This is a genomic window from Bradyrhizobium sp. USDA 4541, from assembly GCF_024171085.1.
Lineage (GTDB): Bacteria > Pseudomonadota > Alphaproteobacteria > Rhizobiales > Xanthobacteraceae > Bradyrhizobium > Bradyrhizobium australafricanum.
In genome coordinates, this window is record NZ_JALJZF010000001.1 from 4,705,152 (window position 1) to 4,726,281 (window position 21,130).

The 21,130-nt window shown below is 64.5% G+C and carries 14 protein-coding genes and 2 pseudogenes; 10 read left to right on the plus strand and 6 right to left on the minus strand.

Annotated features, from left to right (window positions below):
- Window positions 1–52: 52 nt before the first annotated feature.
- Window positions 53–813 (plus strand): annotated as a pseudogene (locus J2R80_RS22095) (IS5 family transposase).
- Between the two features lie 137 nt (window positions 814–950).
- Here the strand turns inward: J2R80_RS22095 and J2R80_RS22100 are convergent.
- A pseudogene (locus J2R80_RS22100) lies at window positions 951–2,683 on the minus strand (caspase family protein).
- Window positions 2,684–2,878: 195 nt separating this feature from the next.
- Between J2R80_RS22100 and J2R80_RS22105 the strand changes: the two are divergent.
- The 4 genes from J2R80_RS22105 (at window position 2,879) to J2R80_RS22120 (ending at window position 8,428) form a co-directional block, all read left to right on the plus strand.
- Window positions 2,879–4,234, plus strand: a complete 1,356-nt coding sequence (locus J2R80_RS22105; RefSeq protein ID WP_253639407.1) for a hypothetical protein — start codon at window positions 2,879–2,881, stop codon at window positions 4,232–4,234.
- A 60-nt stretch (window positions 4,235–4,294) separates the two neighbouring features.
- Entirely contained in the window at window positions 4,295–5,491 is a 1,197-nt protein-coding gene (metK, locus tag J2R80_RS22110; protein ID WP_253639408.1) for a methionine adenosyltransferase, read from the plus strand.
- Window positions 5,492–5,617: 126 nt separating this feature from the next.
- The gene (gene ahcY / locus J2R80_RS22115) at window positions 5,618–7,045 is read left to right on the plus strand and encodes an adenosylhomocysteinase (protein ID WP_253639409.1); all 1,428 of its coding nucleotides are present in this window, start codon (window positions 5,618–5,620) and stop codon (window positions 7,043–7,045) included.
- A gap of 321 nt (window positions 7,046–7,366) precedes the next feature.
- A complete protein-coding gene (locus J2R80_RS22120) occupies window positions 7,367–8,428 on the plus strand; it encodes a methyltransferase domain-containing protein (protein WP_051376449.1) in 1,062 nt (353 codons plus the stop codon).
- Between the two features lie 587 nt (window positions 8,429–9,015).
- Here J2R80_RS22120 and J2R80_RS22125 read toward each other — a convergent pair.
- Genes J2R80_RS22125 through J2R80_RS22140 form a run of 4 tightly spaced genes read right to left on the minus strand, consistent with a single transcriptional unit; the run spans window position 9,016 to window position 13,545 of the window.
- Entirely contained in the window at window positions 9,016–9,816 is an 801-nt protein-coding gene (locus J2R80_RS22125) for an IclR family transcriptional regulator (protein ID WP_225644480.1), read from the minus strand.
- Window positions 9,817–9,843: 27 nt separating this feature from the next.
- The gene (locus J2R80_RS22130; RefSeq protein ID WP_225644482.1) at window positions 9,844–10,608 is read right to left on the minus strand and encodes an SDR family NAD(P)-dependent oxidoreductase; all 765 of its coding nucleotides are present in this window, start codon (window positions 10,606–10,608) and stop codon (window positions 9,844–9,846) included.
- Window positions 10,605–12,332 carry an FAD-dependent oxidoreductase gene (locus tag J2R80_RS22135; RefSeq protein ID WP_253639410.1) on the minus strand — a complete coding sequence of 576 codons (1,728 nt, stop codon included), beginning with the start codon at window positions 12,330–12,332 and terminating at the stop codon, window positions 10,605–10,607. Before J2R80_RS22135 ends, J2R80_RS22130 begins: the two co-directional genes overlap by 4 nt.
- A gap of 10 nt (window positions 12,333–12,342) precedes the next feature.
- Window positions 12,343–13,545, minus strand: coding sequence for an ABC transporter substrate-binding protein (locus J2R80_RS22140; RefSeq protein WP_375162602.1), 1,203 nt, complete (start codon window positions 13,543–13,545; stop codon window positions 12,343–12,345).
- A gap of 353 nt (window positions 13,546–13,898) precedes the next feature.
- Between J2R80_RS22140 and J2R80_RS22145 the strand changes: the two genes are divergently transcribed.
- Entirely contained in the window at window positions 13,899–14,828 is a 930-nt protein-coding gene (locus J2R80_RS22145; RefSeq protein ID WP_141342913.1) for an aspartyl/asparaginyl beta-hydroxylase domain-containing protein, read from the plus strand.
- 90 nt (window positions 14,829–14,918) lie between these two features.
- Here the strand turns inward: J2R80_RS22145 and J2R80_RS22150 are convergent, their stop codons facing one another.
- Complete coding sequence (locus tag J2R80_RS22150) at window positions 14,919–15,074, minus strand: hypothetical protein (RefSeq protein ID WP_016843659.1); 156 nt, start codon at window positions 15,072–15,074, stop codon at window positions 14,919–14,921.
- Window positions 15,075–15,398: 324 nt separating this feature from the next.
- On the opposite strand from J2R80_RS22150, the gene J2R80_RS22155 reads away from it, so the two are divergent.
- The 4 genes from J2R80_RS22155 (at window position 15,399) to J2R80_RS22170 (ending at window position 21,063) form a co-directional block, all read left to right on the plus strand.
- Window positions 15,399–17,096, plus strand: a complete 1,698-nt coding sequence (locus tag J2R80_RS22155) for an NAD-dependent malic enzyme (RefSeq protein ID WP_253639411.1) — start codon at window positions 15,399–15,401, stop codon at window positions 17,094–17,096.
- A 254-nt stretch (window positions 17,097–17,350) separates the two neighbouring features.
- A complete protein-coding gene (gene ggt / locus J2R80_RS22160; RefSeq protein WP_375162603.1) occupies window positions 17,351–19,033 on the plus strand; it encodes a gamma-glutamyltransferase in 1,683 nt (560 codons plus the stop codon).
- A gap of 269 nt (window positions 19,034–19,302) precedes the next feature.
- The gene (locus J2R80_RS22165) at window positions 19,303–20,667 is read left to right on the plus strand and encodes an MFS transporter (protein WP_253589825.1); all 1,365 of its coding nucleotides are present in this window, start codon (window positions 19,303–19,305) and stop codon (window positions 20,665–20,667) included.
- 21 nt (window positions 20,668–20,688) lie between these two features.
- On the plus strand, window positions 20,689–21,063 hold the full coding sequence (locus J2R80_RS22170) for an SPW repeat protein (RefSeq protein WP_253639412.1): 375 nt from the start codon (window positions 20,689–20,691) through the stop codon (window positions 21,061–21,063).
- Window positions 21,064–21,130 lie beyond the last annotated feature (67 nt).

Below are 21,130 nucleotides of genomic sequence, written 5' to 3' on the forward strand. Positions count from 1 at the left end.
AAGCGGTTTGATCGCTGATTCATAGAGTTCCGTGATTCGAGACACGGAGCAGATGGTGGCGGCGAAACGATATGAGCTGACGGAGGCGCAATGGGCGAGGATTGCGCCACTGCTGCCGGGGAAAGCTGGCGACCCGGGACGTACGGCTGCGGACAATCGACTGTTCGTCAACGGATGTTTGTGGGTTTTGCGATCGGGCGCACACTGGAGCGACCTGCCGGAACGGTACGGCAAGTGGAAAACGGTGCATCAGCGCTTCAGCCGCTGGTGCCATGCCGGCGTCTGGGAGCGCGTGTTCGCTGCTCTGACCGCCGATCGCGACAACCAGTATCTGATGATCGACAGCACCATCGTTCGCGCCCACCAGCAGGCGACGAGCGGAAAAGGGGGGCCAAAGATCAGGCGCTGGGGCGTTCCCGAGGTGGACTGACCACCAAGATCCACATGCTGGCTGATGCGCTCGGCCGTCCGCTCCGCTTCATCGTCACGGCTGGGCAAGTTAGTGACATCACCCAGGCGCCCGCACTGCTCCACGGCCAGAGCGGCGATGCCGTGCTCGCCGACAAGGCCTATGACAGCAACGCCCTGCGTGCGATCATCGCGGAAATCGGCGCAACGGCGGTGATCCCGTCAAACCGCACCCGCAGGATCATCATTCCGCACGACGCCGACGCATACAAACAGCGCAACCGCATCGAGCGCTGCTTTTGCCAGCTCAAACACTTCCGACGCTTGGCAACCCGTTATGACAGGCGATCTGACAACTTTACCGGCTTCATCCATCTCGCTGCCGCAATGATCTGGATGCAATGAATGTCGATCGGTCCTAGCGTCATTCCGGGATGGTGCGCGAGCACCAGACCCGGAATCTCGAGATTCCCCGGGGCATAATCGCGCCCCTGAGGTTCGACGCTGCGCGTCGCCCGGAGTGACGCTGTCGCGTCGCACCCTCACTGCTCCGCCAGATAGACCTCACCGAGCAGCGACGAGTTCGACCACGGCACCTGCTTGCCCTTGGTCGCGGCGACGACCTCGGCGCGGACCCGGGTCAGCATCTGCTGTACCTCGAGGCCGGGCGTGCCGACGTGGCGCGACAGCGCCGCCGAGAACGGGCTGTTGGCGCCTTCGCCGTCGAGCGCGACTTGGCCCGGCGCGGTCGCAAACGCGATCAGCGTGCCGGCGCCGAGCGTCGAGCCCGATCCGAGCGAGGCGGGCGCGGCGAGGCCGGAGCCCGCTTCGATGCCGCGGCTTGGACCGGCGGAGGCCAGCTGCGGCGCCATCGGATTGTTGCGGCAGGCATCGAGGATCAGGATGTTGGTGCGGATCTGGTCGTCGAGCCCGGCCATGATGGTGTCCATGTCGACCATCGCGTCGGTGGCGCGGCTGCCCGGCTTAGCTCGATGTCGACCGGCACGAGATAGTTGCGGCCGTCGACCTGCACGCCGTGACCGGCATAGTAGACCACGGCGATCTGCGAGCGCGCCGCCTCGCGCAGGAAATCGTGGATCGTCTTCTGCATCGTGCCGCGATCGAGATCTAGCCCCTCGGAGACGGTGAAGCCGATGTCGCGCAGGCTCCTGGCGATCGCGCGCGCATCGTTGGGCGGATTGGGCAGCGCCTTGACATGCGCATAGGCGCCGTTGCCGATCACCAGCGCGACGCGCCGGCCGGTTGCTGCCGCCGGGGCCGCCGCGGCGGGCGGCGCCGGTGCCGGTGTCTTGACGGAAGCGGCCGGTGGCGCGGCCGGGCTGCTCTCGGCGGCCGGCGCTGCCGCGGTCTTGCGCGGTGCCGCGTCGGCCTCCTTGAGCAGCGCGAGCCGTACCTTCGCGGTGGCCTGGTTGGCCTTGCTGCCGGCATCGGATGCCACGCCTTCGAGCACCGAGGCGTAATCTTCCTTGGCATGCGCAGCATCACCCTTCGCTTCATAGCTGAGGCCGCGCTGGGTATAGGCCGAGATCAGCACGCTGCCGGGCGGCGTCATGACGTTGACGGGCGCCTTGGCTTTGGCGAGCCGGATCGCTTCCGTCGTGTCCGCAATCGCGCGCTCGATCTCGCCCTTGGCGCGCCAGATCACGGCGCGGCTGATCAGCGGCTGCGGCAGCGACGGGTCGATCCTGACCGCCTCGTTGATGTCGGCGAGCGCGCCGTCGAGATCGCCGAGCGCCCGCTTCGAGGCGCCGCGGTTCTGATAGGAGAAGGCTGACTTCGGACCGGCCTTGATCGCGGCGTCATAGTCGGCGATCGCCTTGGCATAGTCGCCCTTGCTGCGAAAGGCGTTGCCGCGGTTGTGAAAGATGATGCCGCTCGGCGGCCCCAGGCGCAGCGCATCGTTGAAGTCGGCGATCGCGATGTCGTACTCGCCTTTGTCGAAATAGGCTGAGCCGCGCAAATTGTAGACGGCGGTGCTGGGCTTGAGGCGCAGCGCCTCGGTGGCGTCGGATATCACCTGGGCGTAGTTGCCCTTCTTGTTCCAGCCGACCGCGCGCCAGAAATAGATGGTCGCGAGCTTCTCGCCGGAAAGCACCTTCAAAGCGATGATCTTGGTGCAGGCGTCGATCATCTGGTCGGCCGGCGTGGTCTCGGTCGTGCAGAGCGGACCGAGCTGGGAGCGCGCCTGGGCGAAACAGGGCGCCGACCAGAGCAAAGCGGTAAGGAGGGTGGGGATCAGGAGCAGGCGGCGCATCGGTCATCCGGGTAAGGCCGTCATGGCGATCGATGACGGCACGGCGGTCCAAGAGACCGGTCCAGGGACGGTCCATGACTGTTTGGTGATCGGGCAGCAGAGGGGGTTCAACTGGTGGGAAAATGGTGATAAGACGCTGCCAGTCATCATTTCTGCCCACTCTCGTCCCACTCGCCGCTGCCCACCCAAGGCGCCATGAAGAACGACGAAATCCTCAGCCAGATCACGGATTTCTGCCGCCGCTCCGACATGGCGGAGACGACGTTCGGCCGCCGCGCCGTCAATGACGGCAAGCTGGTGTACCGGCTGCGGGAGGGCAAGCGCATCACCATCGATACGCTCGACCGTATCAACGCCTTCATCGCGACCTCGACGCCGGGCGGCGTGGCGCCGCCGCGCGGCCTCGTGGTGCCGCCGGAAAAGCGCGATCCGCGGGGCAATTTCCGGTTCTTCGAGAACCGCCAGCGCTATTTGCTGTTCGTCCACACCTGCAGCGAGAAGCGGGTGATCGCCGACCGGGTTGCGCTGGAATTGGCGGCCATCCACCCGCGGCCGCCGGCGCTGCGGGTGTTCGATGCCGGGATGGGCGACGGCACGGTACTGGCCCGGGTCCTGCGCGCCATGCATGGCCGCTTCCCACATATGCCGTTCTATGTCGCCGGCAAGGAACTGAGCCTCGAGGACGTCCGCCTCACCCTCGACAAGGTCCCCGACCGCCTGTTCGAGCATCCGGCCAGCGTCTTCGTGTTCACCAACATGTATTACGCCGAGGCGCCGTGGCTGACGCCCAAGAACTCCGCGGCGGCCGCCAGCATGATCTGGCACGAGGTGGCCCTGCGAGGCGCTTCCTCGGGTGAGTTCGAGGCCCAGATCGCCGAACTCGGTCCGTTTCTGGAGCAGAACTGGCGCGCCAATCTCAGCCCCGGCAATGCGATGCCGATCTATGAGCGGCCGGTGGCGCTGGTCCTGTACCGGGACGATCACCGGTTCCTGCTCGATTCCATCATTCCGCGGGCCGGCCGCACCGAAGCCAATTTCGATCTTGTGATCGCCTCGCAACCTTACCGTGCCAAATCCTCGGTGAACTTCCGCGCCAAGCGGATTATCGCGCCGCTGGCCCGCGCGCTGCGCGGCGGCGGGCGGCTGATAGGAATCCACTCCCACGGCGGCGATCCCGGGCTTGAAATAATTCAAGCCGTCTGGCCCGGAGAAAATCCTTTCGCCGTCAGCCGCCATGAGATACTGCGCGCGGTGAAATACGAACTGGGCTCCGCCGGCCGCGAGCTGAACTTCAACGCCTACGCCGATAACCGTTCGATCTTCCGATATGATATGGAAGCGCTGCCCAATGAGGTAACCGGCTCGATCGGAACCTCGACGGCCTTTGCTGCGTGGAATGCGGCGGTGTATGTCGCGCAGATCGAAGATGAGCGGTTGACCGAAACGACCGAAAACGGACGAGCTCTCGAGGCCACGCGCGAAGTTCTCCGCAAACACAACGGGCTGTGGTTCTACGACGAATCCTACGTCATCTCGCGGCGACGAGACTGACATGCCGGGGACATATTCACCAACCAACGTCGGACTTCGACTTAACAAGGGGTTTGCTTGATGCGCGCGTCTTACCTGTTCACCAGCGAGTCGGTCTCGGAAGGCCATCCGGACAAGGTCTGTGATCGTATTTCGGATGAGATCGTCGATCTGTTCTATCGCGAGGGACCGAAAGCGGGCATCGACCCGTGGCAGATCCGCGCGGCGTGCGAGACGCTCGCGACCACCAACAAGGTGGTGATCGCCGGCGAAACGCGCGGCCCGAGCTCGGTCACCAACGACCACATCGAGAGCGTGGTTCGCTCTGCAATCAAGGACATCGGCTACGAGCAGGACGGCTTCCACTGGAAGAACTGCGACATCGAGATCCTGCTGCATCCGCAGTCGGCCGACATCGCGCAGGGCGTCGACGCGCTGCAACCGGGCGAGGTCAAGGAAGAGGGTGCCGGCGACCAGGGCATCATGTTCGGTTACGCCACCAACGAGACGCCGGACCTGATGCCGGCGCCGATCTTCTACGCCCACAAGATCCTGCGGCTGATCTCCGAAGCGCGCCACTCCGGCCGCGAGAAGGTGCTGGGTCCGGACTCCAAGAGCCAGGTCACGGTGCAGTACGAGAACGGCAAGCCGGTCGGCGTCCGCGAGATCGTGGTCTCGCACCAGCATCTGGTCGAGGACCTGTCGTCCAAGCAGATCCGCGACATCGTCGAGCCCTACGTCCGCGAGGCGCTGCCGAAGGAGTGGATCACCGACAAGACGATCTGGCACATCAATCCGACCGGCAAGTTCTTCATCGGCGGTCCCGACGGCGACTCCGGCCTGACCGGCCGCAAGATCATCGTCGACACCTATGGCGGCGCGGCTCCGCATGGCGGCGGCGCGTTCTCCGGCAAGGATCCGACCAAGGTCGACCGCTCGGCCGCCTATGCCGCGCGCTATGTCGCCAAGAACATCGTCGCGGCCGGTCTTGCCGAGCGCTGCACGCTGCAGCTCGCCTATGCCATCGGCGTGGCGCGTCCGCTGTCGATCTACATCGACACCCACGGCACCGGTAAGGTGTCGGAGGATCAGCTCGAGAAGGCGGCGGCCAAGGCGATGGATCTGACGCCGCGCGGCATCCGCAGCCATCTCGATCTCAACCGCCCGATCTACGCGCGCACCTCGGCCTACGGTCATTTCGGCCGCACGCCCGACAATGAGGGCGGCTTCTCCTGGGAGAAGACCGATCTCGTCGAGCAGCTGAAGCGCGCGCTCTGATACTTGCGTCATTCCGGGGCGCCCGCGGGAGCGAGCGAACCCGGAATCCCTAATCATCACCTCGAGATTCCGGGTTCGCCTCTTCGAGGCGCCCCGGAACGACCAGTTCAACAACAGGACGCTCAAATGAACGCCCCCACGAAGCCCGGCTTCACCGACTACATCGTCAAGGACATTGCGCTCGCCGATTTCGGCCGCAAGGAGATCTCGCTGGCCGAGACCGAGATGCCCGGCCTGATGGCCACCCGCGAGGAGTTCGGCCCCAAGCAACCGCTGAAGGGCGCGCGCATCGCGGGCTCGCTGCACATGACGATCCAGACCGCAGTGCTGATCGAAACGCTCGCTGCGCTCGGCGCCGACATCCGCTGGGTCTCCTGCAACATCTATTCGACCCAGGATCACGCCGCCGCCGCGATCGCCGCGGCCGGCATTCCGGTGTTCGCCGTCAAGGGCGAGACGCTGACCGAGTACTGGGACTACACAGCCAAGCTGTTCGACTGGCACGGCGGCGGCACGCCCAACATGATCCTCGATGATGGCGGCGACGCCACCATGCTGGTGCATGCCGGCTACCGCGCCGAGCAGGGCGACACCGCCTTCCTCGACAAGCCGGGCTCCGAGGAAGAGGAAATCTTCTACGCGCTGGTCAAGCGCCTCTTGAAGGAGAAGCCGAAGGGCTGCTTCGCCGAGATCGCCAAGAACATCAAGGGCGTCTCGGAGGAGACCACCACGGGCGTGCATCGCCTCTACGAGATGGCGAACAAGGGCACGCTCCTGTTCCCGGCGATCAACGTCAACGACAGCGTCACCAAATCGAAGTTCGACAACCTCTATGGCTGCCGCGAGTCGCTGGTCGACGGCATCCGCCGCGGCACCGACGTGATGCTGTCGGGCAAGGTCGCGATGGTTGCCGGCTTCGGCGACGTCGGCAAGGGCTCGGCCGCCTCGCTGCGCCAGGCCGGCTGCCGCGTCATGGTCTCCGAGGTCGATCCGATCTGCGCGCTGCAGGCGGCGATGGAAGGCTATGAGGTCGTGACCATGGAAGACGCGGCGCCGCGCGCCGACATCTTCGTCACCGCCACCGGCAACAAGGACATCATCACCATCGAGCACATGCGCGCGATGAAGGATCGCGCCATCGTCTGCAACATCGGTCACTTCGACAACGAGATTCAGATCGCGAGCCTTCGCAATCTGAAGTGGACCAACATCAAGCCGCAGGTCGACGAGATCGAATTCCCCGACAAGCACCGCATCATCATGCTGTCGGAAGGCCGCCTCGTGAACCTCGGCAATGCGATGGGCCATCCGTCCTTCGTGATGTCGGCGTCCTTCACCAACCAGACGCTGGCGCAGATCGAGCTGTTCGCCAACAACAAGGACGGCAAGTACGCCAAGAAGGTCTACGTGCTGCCGAAGACGCTCGACGAGAAGGTCGCCCGCTTGCACCTCGCCAAGATCGGCGTCAAGCTGACCGAGCTGCGCAAGGATCAGGCCGACTATATCGGCGTGAAGCAGGAAGGTCCGTACAAATCGGATCACTACCGCTACTGATCCGCGCCCGCAGCAATCGATCACGTGAAGAGCCCCGGCCTCGCCCGGGGCTTTTTGCTAGGCAGGCTCGTGCATCAAGCTGGGATGCCGCACGCAATTTGACTGATCGCCCGTGCACCGGTCGAGGACCGGTCATACCAAAATGGGCCGTGCAATAAGGTCCTTTTCGGATTCGGGAAATCAGAGATGGCCTGCCAAGGCTCGGGTTGCTAGGGTCGGCTCTCTCGGGTTACAGAGCTACTTGCCCTGCGGCTCTTGCCCCGCAATCGGCTAGTCAGTAGGGGAGGCAAATGCGCTGCCCCTCCAAAGTGAGGCATCATCATGGGTTTGGCGCTCAACGTTGCAGTCCTATTGCGCGGGTGGCTTTTGGCACACCATGCCAACGGGCCGGTCGCAACGCTTGGTGTGATGGACTGCGGCTTCTCAGAGAAGGCCTTTACTAAAGCCATAGAGAAGGTTTCGCTATGGGCATCCGCCGATCGCCCTATGAGCGCGGCTCGTTATTTTCAAATGTGCGGAGGGCTAAATGATCTGTCAAGCATCGACATCAGCAAATACGAGGGCGCCGATTTCGAGTTTGATCTAAACAATGAAAGTCTTCCACCTGAATTGATCGGCCGCTTCGGCGTGGTGCTTAACGGCGGGACGCTGGAGCACGTCTTTCACGTTCCGAACGCGCTCACCAACATCTCGCGCATGCTGCGTCCCGGCGGCCTTGCCGTCCATATCTTGCCGATGAGCAATTGCGTTGACCATGGCTTCTATCAATTCAGCCCTACGCTCATGCTTGACTATTATGCGGCGGCGAAATTCGACCTGCTCAACTCGATTTCGCTTCACTTCTCTCCGCAGTCGCCGCGCTGGCTCGTTAAACCAGCCCTGCTCGGCTCGTACGGCGAAGGCCTTATCGGCACCTTCGACCAAAGAATCGCCTTCCACATGCTCGTCGCCCGCAAGCGTCCCGATTCCCTCGATTGGGCAATCCCAATCCAAAGCCTGTACGGCCGGAAATTTACAGGTCAACGCCATCTATCCGACGCGATCGAGTGGTTCAGTCCCTTCGAGATTGAGAACGGTCGCCGGATCGAGTCCGGTAAACCGACCGAGTTTCGTATCGAGTCGTTTGCGAGCAACGGCGGCTTAATGTGGGGTGCGACACTGCCGGATTATCTTCCGCGGGGTGACGACAGTACGAGCCCCATAAGTTCTAGCCTCGCATTGTTCGAGGATGGTAAGCTCCTTGGACCACCCCACTCAGCTCATGACACGATCCAGAAAATTGGGCGAGGCGCATATTCGCATTGGGGTGGAGCGCTCTTCTTGTCGTCTAGCGACGGATCCGATCCAAATACGAATGGACGTCAATACCTCTGCAAGCTGTGAGCGAGTCGGCTATATATTGGTCACGCGGACGAGTTTACTGGAAGAACCTGATGAAGCACCGTCTCTGGCTGCGGACGTATCGATATTGCTTCCCGATCCGTTCGCAGTCCTAATCTAAATAGCTTGAACAGAGCATGAGTGAACGGCAGCACAGCTCGCTCATGAACCTGGTGATGGTCGCTGATTTCATCAATCGTGTCATTTCGTCACCGGTCGGTGTCGTGTTTCGCTGTTGGATGCAGCCGCGCAGTATCCCGGGAGGTCGTGGAGGCTGGAGTGCCGCGCGCCGATTCGGAGAGTTTTGCCGCAAGTCTTAAATCTGGTTCGATGTTAGCTTGATGCGCCGATCGGACGTACTTTCTTTCGTAAAGGCGCTGCGCGCTTTGAAGACACCAGCCACTACGCGCGCTCGGGCGTCAACCGCATCTCAGCGTAACATCCGTGACGATGCGCAGCCCCCCTCGATCGGGTGAGACGGACACATCATACACTGAGTTGTGCTCCGGATAAGCACCGGAGGACTTGCCATGTAGGGCAACTCAGTGGTCACTTGCGCGCGAGGAGGGAGCCGGACGAGCGTGTTTAGGTCACGGTCTTTCGGTCGCCGGCGCTGTGCCGTGCCCCAGTTGCCGTGAGATCTCGCCCGCACAATCGCGCAGCGCAGTTGCAATTGCGCTGTCCCAGCTGGCGTCGAAGGTGCCCTCCGGGCCCATCGCTGTGATGACCAGCGCGACGTGGCGGGCGTGATCGAACACCGGCGCGGCGAAGGCGTTGACGCCGGGCAAGGGATCGCCGATCGCCCGCGCCAGCCCGCGGCTGCGGACCTCGGCGAGGATATCGGCCGTCTTCGCGTCCGCCGGCGGACGCTTCGGATTGTAGCCGACGCCGAGGCGATCGAGGCCACTGTCGAGCGCAGTCCTGATCGCGTTCGGCGGCATGAAGGCGGCGAAGGCGCGGCCGGTCGCGGTCTCGAGCAGCGCCACCACCGATCCGACGCGCATCGCGATATGCACCGGATGGCTCGGCTCCTCGAGCCGCACCACGGTCGCACCGTGGGTGCCCCAGACCGACAGCGACACCGCGTGATTGATGCTGTCGGCGAGCGCTGCGATCCGCGGCGTTGCGATCCGTACCGCCGACTGCCGGCGCAGGCTGATCAGGCCGAGCTCGAGCGCCAGCGCCCCGATCTCGTAACGGCCAGTGGTCTCGTCCTGCTCGATCAGGCCGATGCGGGAAAAGCTGACGAGATAGGGATGCGCCTTGGCCGGCGGCATGCCGGCTTCGCGGGCGAGATCGCGCAGCATCATCGGTTCGCCGCTGCGGGCCAGCGCGCGGAGCAATTCTCCGCCGACCTCGATCGACTGTATGCCGCGGCTCTCTCTCGTCATGTGGCCCTGCCAGCTCCGACAATGTGCTTATACGGCGAGAAACCCTCCGTCGACCGGCATGGTCACGCCGTTCACATAAGATGCCAGCTCCGATGCGAGGAACACCACCGGGCCGACCAGCTCCTCCGGCTGCCCGACGCGGCCGAGCGGTGTGCGGCCCAGAAATCCGGCGAGCCGGCCAGGGTCGTTGCGGGTCGCTTCGGTCATCGCCGTTTCGATCACGCCGGGCGCGATCGCATTGACACGAATGCCGTCGGCGGCAAGCTCGCGGGCGAGCGCCTGGGTGAGGAGCTTGACGCCCCCCTTGGACGGCGCATAGCCCAGCGTATCGGCAACGCCGAGGAAGGACGCGATCGAGCCGAGATTGATGATCGTGCCGCGCGTCTCGCGCAATGCCGACAGGAAGGCGTGGGTGACGTTGAATGTGCCGGTCAGGTTGACGTCGAGCACCCGCCGCCAATTCTCGCGTGCACGGGGCGAGCCGATGCCCTCACGGATGATGATGCCGGCATTGTTGACCAGGATCGCGATCGGCCCGACCTCGCGCGCCGCACGCTGCGCCAGCGCGGAGCACGCCTCCGCATCGGTGACATCGAGCTCGAACGGCCATGCCGCGCGGCCGTGCTGGCGAATGTCGGCCGCGGTTTGCTCGGCGCCGGCGCGATCGATGTCGGTCACTACAACGTCCGCGCCATGCGCCGCGAGGCCAAGCGCGATGGCGCGACCGTTGCCGTGCGCAGCGCCGGTCACCAGCGCGCGCTTGCCTGCGAGCAGAGTCGCCATTGCGCTCATGGCGCGCTTCCTTCCGCCGCCACGCCGGCGATGTGCCTGCCCGCGATGTAGCCGAAGGTCAGCGCAGGCCCGAGTGTGATGCCGGCGCCGGGATAGTTGCCGCCCATGATGCTCGCCATGTCGTTGCCGGCGGCATAGAGGCCGACGATCGGCCGGCCGTCGGCGTCGAGCGCGCGGGCATTGGCATCGGTCCTTATGCCGGCATAGGTGCCGAGATCGCCGATCACCATCTTGATGGCGTAGAACGGCCCGTGCTGGATCGGCGCGATGCAGGGATTGGGCCCGTGCAGCGCATCGCCCTGGTAGCGGTTATAGGCGCGCGAGCCCTTGCCGAAGGCGGGATCGCGTCCCTCCGCCGCGGTGGTGTTGAACTTCGCGACGGTCGCCTCGAGCGCCTTGGCGTCGATGCCGGCCTGCGCGGCGAGCTCCGCCAGCGTCGCGCCGCGCTTGAGATAGCCGGTCTTCAGATGATGGCCGAGCGGCATCGGGCGCGGCGGCACGCAGCCGAGGCCGTATTTGCGCAGCGTCTCGTGATCGCAAATGAGATGCGCCGCGATCTCCTCGCCGGGCTTCGCCGCCTTGATCATCGCCTGCACGAAGTCGTGGTAGGAATTGCCTTCATTGGCAAAGCGCCTGCCATCGGCCATCACCGCGATCACGCCCGGCTTGGCGCGATCGATGAAATGCGGCATCACGCCCTTCGAGCCGTCCTTGCGCGTCGTGACCGAGACCGGCACCCAGGCCGCGGCGTTCGGCAGCGAGTCGTCGACGCGGCCGCCGGCGGATTCCGCAAGGCGCAAGCCGTCGCCGGTGTTGCCGGTCGGGCCCGGCGAATAATGCTCTTTTCCAGTGGGGGCGTGCGGAAACATCTTCTGCCGTCGCGCGACGTCATGCGGGAAGCCGCCGCAGGCGAGCACCACGCCACGCTTGGCGTTGACGCGGATCGTGCGCCCTTCACGCACGACGACCGCGCCGCGCACCGCGCCGTTCTCGACGATCAATTCGCGCACCGGCGAGTTGAGCCAAAGCGGGATCTTGAGGTCGAAGGCGGATTTCGCCAGCCGTCCGGCGAGCGCGTTGCCGTTGGTCAGCGTCATGCCGCGGCCGTTGCGCATCACGTCGATGGCGTGCTTCGACAGCCGTTTGGCGACATAGGCCGCCGAGGTCAGCGATCTCGTCGCGCGCATGAAATGCACAATCTCCTTGCCGGAGCCGAGCATCATGCCGAACACGGTGAGCTCGGGCAGGGGGCTGCCGAGATTCTTAAGGGCGTCGCCGAGCTCGTGGGCGTCGAACGGCCGCGTCACCATCGAGCGGCCGCCCTGCGCGCCGCCCGGCGCTTCCGCATGATAGTCCGGGAAGGTCAGCGGCATGTCGAAGCGCACCGCGGTGCTGGTGGTGAAGAATTCGACCGCCTTCGGCCCTTCGGTCAGGAACGCATCGACGCGCGCGGCATCAAAGCTGTTGCCGGCCTCGTGGCGCAGATAGGTTTTGGCCTGATCGGGGCTCTCCTCGATGCCCCAGGCCTTGGCCAGCGAGGTGCCGGGGATCCACAGCCAGCCGCCGGAGCGCGCGGTGGTGCCGCCGAATCGCGGCTCCTTTTCGACCACCAGGACCTTGAGGCCGTGATGGCCGGCGGTGACCGCCGCCGACAGCCCGGCGCAGCCGGAGCCGACGACCAGCGCGTCGCAATGATACGTTTCCTGGGTTCGTTCGTTGGCCACGCGATCGATCCTATTTCTTGAGCAGCGGGCACTTCGACTCGGAGATCGGACGATAGGCATCGTCGCCCTTCACCGTCTTGACGATGTCGAGATAATCCCACGGCTCCTTGGACTCCGAAGGCTTCTTCACCTTCGCCAGATACATGTCGCGGATCACGCGGCCGTCCTCGCGCAGCTTGCCGCCATGCACGAAGGTGTCCTCGATCGGCAGCTCGCGCATCTTGGCCATCGCCGCCTTCGGATCGTCGGTGCCGGCGGCCTGGATCGCCTTGAGATAATGCAGCACCGAGCCGTAGACGCCGGTCTGGATCATGGTCGGCATCACATTGGCGCGGGCGTAGAACTTCTTCGACCAGGCGCGCGTCTTCTCGTCCATGTTCCAGTATGACGCCGTCGTCATGTAGGTGCCCTGCGCGGCGTTGAGGCCGATCGCATGCACGTCGGTATCGAACATCAAGAGCCCGACCAGCTTCTGGCCGCCCTGCACGAGGCCGAACTCGCCGGACTGCTTGATCGAATTGTCGGTGTCCTGGCCGGCATTGGCGAACGCCACCACGTCGGCCTTCGAGCTCTGCGCCTGCAGCGCAAAGGAGGAGAAGTCGGCGGTGTTGGTCGGATGCTTGACGCTGCCGAGCACCTTGCCGCCCATCTCGTTGATGAAGCGCGTCGCGTCCTTCTCGAGCTGCTGGCCGAAGGCGTAATCCGCGGTGACGAAGAACCAGGACTTGCCGCCTTCCTTGATCACGGCCGAGGCCGTCACCTTGGAGAGCGCGTAGGTGTCGTAGGCGAAATGCACCGTGTTGGAGCTGCACAGTTCGTCGGTCAGCGAGCTCGCGCCGGGACCGGACAAGAGCGCGATCTTGTTGCGCTCGCGCACCATGTTGTGCACGGCGATCGCGATACCGGAATTCGGGATGTCGACGACCGCGTCGACCTTGCCGTTGTCGAACCAGCCGCGCACGACCTGCACGCCGACATCGGTCTTCATCTGGTGGTCGGCGGAGATGATCTCGATCGGCTTACCGAGCACGGTGGGGCCGAATTCCTCGACCGCCATCCTGGCCGCCTCGACCGAGCCCGGGCCCGAATTGTCGCGTCCCCAGCTCGACAGGTCGGTCAGCACGCCGATGCGCACGACGTCATCGGAAACCTGGGCGTGAGCGGCCGTGGTCATCGCCGCGACAAGGGCTGCCGCCAGAAACTGTCTCATCATTCCTCCCTTTGGATGTCCGCGCTCTTCGGCGGGTCACTCAGGATTAGGAATTGTCTAATCAGTTTGTCAATGGCGAATTAGGTGTGTGAATAGTGTCACAAGGTTGGCACCAGTGCGGCGCGATGCTTCACATTTGGTGAGCGAACGCTTACATTGGGTCGTCCGGGACGGCACCGCGGCAACGAGTCCGGCTCATTTGCCAGACCGCGCCGCAGTGCCAAGTCACTATGAAACAGGGGAATTTTCGCGGACGGCGACGCGTTTCGCCGCCCGGACTGGGCCACCCGTGAAGGGCAAGGCTCCTGCGGGGCGGGGCATGAAGGGCGTCGGCGGGCAGCGATCATAGACGGATCATGTTGAGACAGCTCTTCGCGCCGCAGCTCGTCATTCTTTACGTGCTGGTGGCCTCTACGCTCTACGTCCACTTCCGCGGCAAGCATCGGTTGCGCTTCGCTCGCCAGCTCGGCGATCACTCGACCTACCTCGCGCCCTACAATGTGCTGATGTATGCCGGCTCCGCCGTGCCCAACACGCCGGTGATTCCGGTCGAGCAGTTTCCCGAGCTCAAGAAGCTCTCCGACAATTGGGAGACGATCCGCGACGAGGCCACGCGCCTGTTCGACGAAGGCTTCATCCGTGCCGCGGCCAAGAACAACGACTGGGGCTTCTACTCCTTCTTCAAGAGCGGCTGGAAGCGCTTCTATCTGAAATGGTACGACGACTTCCTGCCGTCGGCGCGGACGCTGTGCCCGAAGACGGTGGAGCTGCTCAACTCGATTCCGAACGTGCATGGCGCGATGTTCGCGATGCTGCCGCCGGGCGGTAAGCTCGGGGCGCACCGCGATCCCTTCGCCGGCTCGCTGCGCTATCACCTCGGCCTCGTGACGCCGAACTCGAACCAGTGCCGCATCCTCGTCGACGGCGTCGAATGCGTCTGGCGCGACGGCGAGGCCTTCATGTTCGACGAAACCTTCATCCACAGTGCCGAGAACAAGACCGACGTCAACCGCATCATCCTGTTCTGCGACGTCGAGCGCCCGATGAAGTTCGGCTTCATGACGGCGATGAACCGCTGGGTCAGCCACAACATCGTCAAGGCGTCGGCGACCCAGAACGTTGACGGCGAGCACGTCGGCGCGCTGAACAAGGTGTTCGGCAAGCTCTACGAGATCCATCTCGCCAGCCGCAAGGTGAAGGAGTGGAATCGGAACGTGTACTACACGCTCAAATATTCCGCGACCGCGCTGATCCTCGGCCTGATCGTGATGTCGGCGCTGCACTGACCGCGGCGGCGTTGCCGCGTTGGAAGCAAAAGCCCCGAAGCATGCTCCGGGGCTTTTTGTCTGGGACGAGAGCTGTGAGGCGGAACAGCGTCAGTCGCGCTCGAAAACCTTGGCGCCAGGGTAAATTCGCCTGGCATAGGCGACGACCCACTCCCTGTCCTGGGTCTCCAGGAACGGAGTTCGGATCTTGCACGACCCGACGATCAGGTGCCACAGGCCGTTCAGCTTCTGAATGTTGACGATCATCTGAGTGGTCCTCGAAACCCGCGTTCCAGTCGACACCTGCCACGCGTGACAGTCTTGCGATTGACGGCTCGGAGCAGTGATCCTGATCACGTTGGAGTAGCCGCGAGTGTAAAAATCTCTCGCCATCGCTCAACTGTACGGGCGTAAGCACGGGCCATCACAAGGAATCAGGCGGGCTATACCAAGGTATGTTGGTGTCGATCAGGAGGTGCAGCCGCAGCGTCGGGGCCGTTCAACTTTGCGCGGCGGCGCGCCTTCGCGCTCCGATCCGTTACGTGGGCGTGATAACGTCGATCTGGCGTTTCGCATTGAGGGGACCTTGCCATGTCGGAGTCATCAGGAGCTTTTGCGACCACTGCGCTGAGCGGCTACGAGCTGCTGGCCGATCCGCAGCTGAACAAGGGCACAGCGTTCTCCGAGGCCGAGCGCGAGGCGTTCGACCTGCATGGCCTGTTGCCGCCCAATATTTTGACGCTGGACGAGCAGGTCTCGCGCCGCCTCGAGGCGCTGCGCGGTTTTGAGACCGACATCGAGCGCTATGCCTTTCTGCGCGAGCTGCAGGACACCAACGAGACGCTGTTCTACGCGCTCCTGGTCGGCAACCTGGAAGAGCTGTTGCCGATCGTCTACACGCCGACCGTCGGCGAGGGCTGCCAAAAATTCAGTCGGCTGTTCCGCAAGCCGCGCGGGCTGTTCCTCAGCATCCCACATCAGCACCGGATCGACCGCATTTTCGCCCATCCGCGCTTCGATCACGTCGAGGCGATCGTGGTGACCGACGGCGAGCGCATCCTCGGCCTCGGCGACCAGGGCGCCGGCGGCATGGGCATCCCGATCGGCAAGCTCGCGCTCTATACCGGCTGCGGCGGCCTGCATCCGGCGACGACGCTGCCGATCATGCTCGACGTCGGCACCGACAATCCCGATTGCCTCGCCGATCCGCTCTATGTCGGCTGGCGCAACGAGCGCGTCCGCGGCCAGGCCTATGACGACTTCATCGAGGCTTTCGTCGCGGCGGTGGTGAAGCGCTGGCCGCGCGTCCTGCTGCAGTGGGAGGATTTCGCCAAGAGCAACGCGACGCGCATGCTCGAGCGCTATCGCGACCGGCTCCTGACCTTCAACGACGACATTCAGGGCACCGCGGCGGTGGCGACCGGCGCCTTGCTCTCCGCGATCAACGTCACCGGCGTGCCGCTCACCGAGCAGCGCGTCGCCGTGCTGGGCGCAGGCTCGGCCGGCTGCGGCATCGCCAGCCTGATCCGCGCCGCGATGGTCGATGCCGGCCTGTCGGAGAGCGAGGCGGCGAAGCGCTTCTTCATGGTCGACCGCGACGGGCTGCTGCTCGAGGCTATGGGCGGGCTCGCCCCGTTCCAGCTTCCGTTCGTGCAGGACAGGCAGGCGATCGCGGGCTGGCAGCTCAGCCATCCCGACAAGATCGCGCTGCTCGACGTCGTGCGCAATGCCAGGCCGACCGTGCTGATCGGCGTTTCCGGCCAGGCCGGCGCGTTCTCCGAACCGATCGTCCGCGCGATGGCCGAGTGCAACAAGCGGCCGGTGATCTTCCCGCTGTCCAACCCGACCTCGCGCGAGGAGGCGACGCCGGTCGATATCGAGGCGTGGACCGAGGGGCGGGCGTTGATCGGTGTCGGCAGCCCGTTCCCGCCGATCATGCGCGACGGCGCGCGCTTCAAGGTCGACCAGACCAACAACTCCTACATCTTCCCGGGGGTCGGCGTCGGCGCGCTCGCGGTCGGTGCCAGCCGGGTCAGCGACGGCATGTTCATGGCCGCCGCCAAGGCGCTGGCCAGCGTCTCGCCGGCGCGCGACAACCCGAAGCACAATCTGCTGCCGCCGGTCAGCGCGTTGCGCGACGTCTCGCAGACCGTGGCGCTTGCGGTCGCGCTGCAGGCGCACAAGGAGGGATTGGCGAGCAACGTTCCGATCGACCAGGTCGAGGCGCGGATTCACGCCAAGGTCTGGACGCCGCGCTACGTGCCGTACCGCCGCAGCGATCGGGCTTAGAGCTCGGCGCGTCGGCGCGGGGCGATCCTCCGGGCCGCGCGCGGCCCCGCATCGATTTTATGACCATCATGATCGGGTCAGGATGGGCTCGACCTCGCTTACGCCTTCTCAACGGGCTTGACCGAAGTAAGAATTTTCTTCAATCTTGGTATGCCAAATGCCAGTGGCGGTGCTTCGGGGATTTGGACGTCGCGGTGTCCGCAGCCCGCGATCGCACAACATCGACACAACGAGGAAACGGGGAGGGAAGTCGAATGGCCAATCTTGGCATGTCGCGCAGGGAGTTGCTGATCGGGTCCATGCTCGCGGCGGTCGCCGCGGCGGCGCCGCGACCGCTCCGGGCCCTCGACAATACGGGCGCGCTGGCGCGATCGAAGACTGGCATGGTGACGAGCCCGCACGAGCTCGCCACGCAGGCAGGGCTCGAGGTGCTGCGCAAGGGCGGCAATGCGATCGAGGCGGTCATCGCCATCGGTGCCACGCTGTGCGTGACCTATCCGCATTTCAGCGGCCTCGGCGGCGACAGCTTCATGGTGATCAGCGACCGCAAGGGAAATGTCCGGACGCTGTCCGGTGCAGGTCAGGCTGCGCTCAACCTGCCGAACTACAGCGGCTCGGTCCCGATCCGGGGGCCTGGGTCGGCGCTGACCGCGGCCACGACCGTCGACGTCTGGGACCAGGCGTTCGATTTCAGCCGCAAGTCCTGGGCCGGAAAGCAGAGCTGGGCGTCGCTGTTCGAGCGCCCGATCGAATACGCCGGCAAGGGCTTCCCGGTCACGCCGTCGCAGCGCTTCTGGCAGGACATGGAAGCGAAGAACCTGAAGGACTGGCCCGACATCCAGCGCATCTTCATGCCCGCCGGCCGGATGCCTGAAATCGGCGAGCCGCTGGTCCAGCCTGAACTCGCGAAATCGCTGGAGATGCTGGCGGCAAATGGCGGGCGTGATTTCTACGAAGGAAAGCTCGCCGCGCACATTGCGGCCGGACTGAAGCAGATCGGCTCGCCGCTGACCGCCGACGATCTGGCACGCTGCCGCGCGCGCGACGAGACGCCGTTGCGCGTCGGCTATCGCGGCGGCGAGCTGCTCGGGCTGCGCCCGCCGACGCAGGGTCTCACGACACTCGAGATCATGGGTATCCTCGACCGCTTCGAGCTCGCGAAATATCCGGAAGGGAGCGCGGACTACTATCACCTGCTGGTCGAAGCGGTGAAGCAGGCCTTCATCGACCGCAGCCGCTACATCGGCGATCCGGAATTCGTCGACGTTCCGGTCAATCAGCTGCTCTCGGCGAGCTACCTCGACGCGCGCGCGAAGGCGATCAACCTCGAGAAGGCGATGCCGTGGCCGCACGTGTTCAAGAAGGGCGACACGGTTTATCTCGCCGCGACCGACCGGGACGGCAATTGCGTCAGCATGCTGCAAACCGTCTACTACGATTGGGGAAGCGGCATGGTGGCCGGCGACACCGGCATCATCTGGCACAACCGCGGTGCCTCGTTCAACCTCGACCCGGCGAGCCCCAACTGCCTCAAGCCAGGCAAGCGGCCGTTCCACACGCTCAATCCGGGAATCTATCTCAAGGGCGGACGGCCGCATCTGCTGTACGGCACGCAGGGAGCCGACGGCCAGCCGCAGACGCTCGCGGCGGTGCTGACCAGGCTGATTGACTACAACATGGATCCGCTCACCGCGCTGTCGCGACCGCGCTTCCTGCTCGGCAAGACGTTCTCCGATGCGCGCGACAGCTTGAAGCTGGAGAAGGATGCCGGTGAAGAGGTGTTCAAGGCGCTCGCCGGGCGCGGCCACGAAATCAGTCCGATACCAGCCCAGAGCCCGCTCGCAGGACATCCGGGTGCGATCCGGATCGACGCTGACGGAAGCATCACCGGGGCGCATGATCCACGCAGCGACGGGCGGGCGCTCGGGCTGTCATGAGACGAAGCGCGGTGGATTGACGAAGCCGCCCGGCGGCTGCCGGGCGCATCCGGCAGCCATATGCGAAGCATGGTCCGCCGGTGGGCGAGCGGTGGCGGACGACGCCCTCGACGCGTTGCGATCCGTCGCTCGCCGTGGCCGACTGAAGGCCGACTAAAGTTCAAGCCTCGACGGTCCGTTCCGGTGGAACTTTCCGGCGCGCCTTATCGTTTGTGCTCAAACAAACCACAGTCAATATCCGTCCGGGGGCCTGCGAGGGAGACACCTCCATGGCAAGATTTGGCCCAATGCTTGGTCCGACCCCCGGCCTCGACGCCAACCGGCTCACACCATCCGAGCATCAGCTGCAGATGCGCCGTGCGGTGATCGCCTCTACCGTCGGGACCGCGATCGAGTGGTATGACTTCTTTCTCTACAGCACCGTCACCGGCCTGGTTTTCGCAAAACTGTTCTTTCCGCATTCCGATCCCTGGGTCGGCACGCTCGAGGCCTTCGCCATCTATGCGGTCGGCTTCGTCGCGCGGCCGATCGGGGCTGCGATCTTCGGGCACTATGGCGACCGCATCGGCCGCAAGTCGACGCTGATCGCGACGCTGCTGTTGATGGGACTGGCGACCGCGGCGGTCGCATTGGTGCCGACCTATTCCAGCATCGGCATCTGGGGCGCGGTGATCCTGACCGTGTTGCGCTTCATCCAGGGCGTCGGCGTCGGCGGCGAATGGGGCGGCTCGGTGCTGATGTCGATGGAATGGGCGCGCAACGATCGCTCCCGCGGCCTGATCGCGTCATGGCCGCAATTCGGCGTGCCCTGCGGACTGTTCCTCGCCAATCTCGCGGTGCTGGCTTTCAGCCAGATGTCGGGCGACCAGTTCCTGGCGTGGGGCTGGCGCATTCCGTTCGCGCTCAGCATCGTCCTGGTCGGTGTCGGCCTCTACATCCGGCTCGGCATTCTGGAAACGCCTGTGTTCAGCAAGCTGCTGGCCGAGCGTCAGCTCGACCGCACGCCGATGCTGACGGTGATCCGCGATCATCCGAAGGAGATCCTGCTGTCCGCCTTCGCGCGGATGTCCGAGCAGGCGCCGTTCTACATCTTCACCGCCTTCGTGTTCTCCTACGGCGTCGGAACGCTGCACGTCTCGCGTGACTTCCTGCTGACCGCGGTGCTCGCGGCCTCGGTGCTGTCGTTCGTCTCGATCCCGCTGTGCGGGCACATCTCCGATCAGATCGGCCGCAAGAACATGTACATGATCGGCGCTGCCGTGACCGGCGTGTTCGGCTTCATCTATTTCGCGATGCTTAACACCGGATCGGAAACGATCATCTTCCTTGCGATCTTCCTGTCGCTGATTCCGCACGACATGCAGTACGGCCCGCAGGCGGCCCTGATCGCAGAGAGCTTTACTGGTCGCCTGCGCTACAGCGGCGCCTCGCTCGGCTATCAGCTTGCTTCCGTGATCGCCGGCGGTCCGGCACCGCTGATCGCGACCTGGCTGTTCGGCACGTTCCATTCGGCGACCGCGATCGCGGCCTATATCGCGGCTTGCGCAATCATCACGCTGGTCGCGACCGCGATGATGACCGACTACACGGGCAGGGACATCAATGCGCCCGAGGCGCATCAGCAGCGGGTTTGAGTAGCAAGGGAGCAATCGATGATGAAGTGGCGAAAAGAATCCGCGCTCGATCTCTATAACCTCATCGCAGCGATTTTCCTGCTCGCTGCGCCGTGGCTGTTCGTGCGGGCCAATCCGACGGCGGCGATCGATCTCAGGATCAGCGGCGCGGCGATCGCGATCATGTCTCTGGCGGCGATCGTCGCGTTCTCGATCTGGGAACAATGGATCAACCTGGCCGTCGGATGCTGGCTGATCGTCTCGCCCTGGCTGCTCGGCTTCACGCATACCCGCGCGATGCATTTTGCCATCGCCGCCGGCGCGGTGGTGGCATTCATGGCGCTGCTCGAACTGTGGCTCGAGTACGAGAAGACGCATCTCGGCCCGGCGGCGCCGCAGGCCGCCGAAAGGCAGTAGGATCCGCCGCTGGCGAGACCGAGGTGTGGCTCCTTGTCTTTAAGCATGACCTGCTCGGAAAACCGCT

Bases quoted from the DNA above. Each gene is read 5' to 3' on its own strand.
- J2R80_RS22105 (WP_253639407.1), top strand. From the start codon at position 2,879: ATGAAGAACGACGAAATCCTCAGCCAGATCACGGATTTCTGCCGCCGC.
- metK (WP_253639408.1), top strand. From the start codon at position 4,295: ATGCGCGCGTCTTACCTGTTCACCAGCGAGTCGGTCTCGGAAGGCCAT.
- ahcY (WP_253639409.1), top strand. From the start codon at position 5,618: ATGAACGCCCCCACGAAGCCCGGCTTCACCGACTACATCGTCAAGGAC.
- J2R80_RS22120 (WP_051376449.1), top strand. From the start codon at position 7,367: ATGGGTTTGGCGCTCAACGTTGCAGTCCTATTGCGCGGGTGGCTTTTG.
- J2R80_RS22125 (WP_225644480.1), bottom strand. From the start codon at position 9,816: ATGACGAGAGAGAGCCGCGGCATACAGTCGATCGAGGTCGGCGGAGAA.
- J2R80_RS22130 (WP_225644482.1), bottom strand. From the start codon at position 10,608: ATGAGCGCAATGGCGACTCTGCTCGCAGGCAAGCGCGCGCTGGTGACC.
- J2R80_RS22140 (WP_375162602.1), bottom strand. From the start codon at position 13,545: ATGATGAGACAGTTTCTGGCGGCAGCCCTTGTCGCGGCGATGACCACG.
- J2R80_RS22145 (WP_141342913.1), top strand. From the start codon at position 13,899: ATGTTGAGACAGCTCTTCGCGCCGCAGCTCGTCATTCTTTACGTGCTG.
- J2R80_RS22150 (WP_016843659.1), bottom strand. From the start codon at position 15,074: ATGATCGTCAACATTCAGAAGCTGAACGGCCTGTGGCACCTGATCGTC.
- J2R80_RS22155 (WP_253639411.1), top strand. From the start codon at position 15,399: ATGTCGGAGTCATCAGGAGCTTTTGCGACCACTGCGCTGAGCGGCTAC.
- ggt (WP_375162603.1), top strand. From the start codon at position 17,351: ATGGCCAATCTTGGCATGTCGCGCAGGGAGTTGCTGATCGGGTCCATG.
- J2R80_RS22165 (WP_253589825.1), top strand. From the start codon at position 19,303: ATGGCAAGATTTGGCCCAATGCTTGGTCCGACCCCCGGCCTCGACGCC.
- J2R80_RS22170 (WP_253639412.1), top strand. From the start codon at position 20,689: ATGAAGTGGCGAAAAGAATCCGCGCTCGATCTCTATAACCTCATCGCA.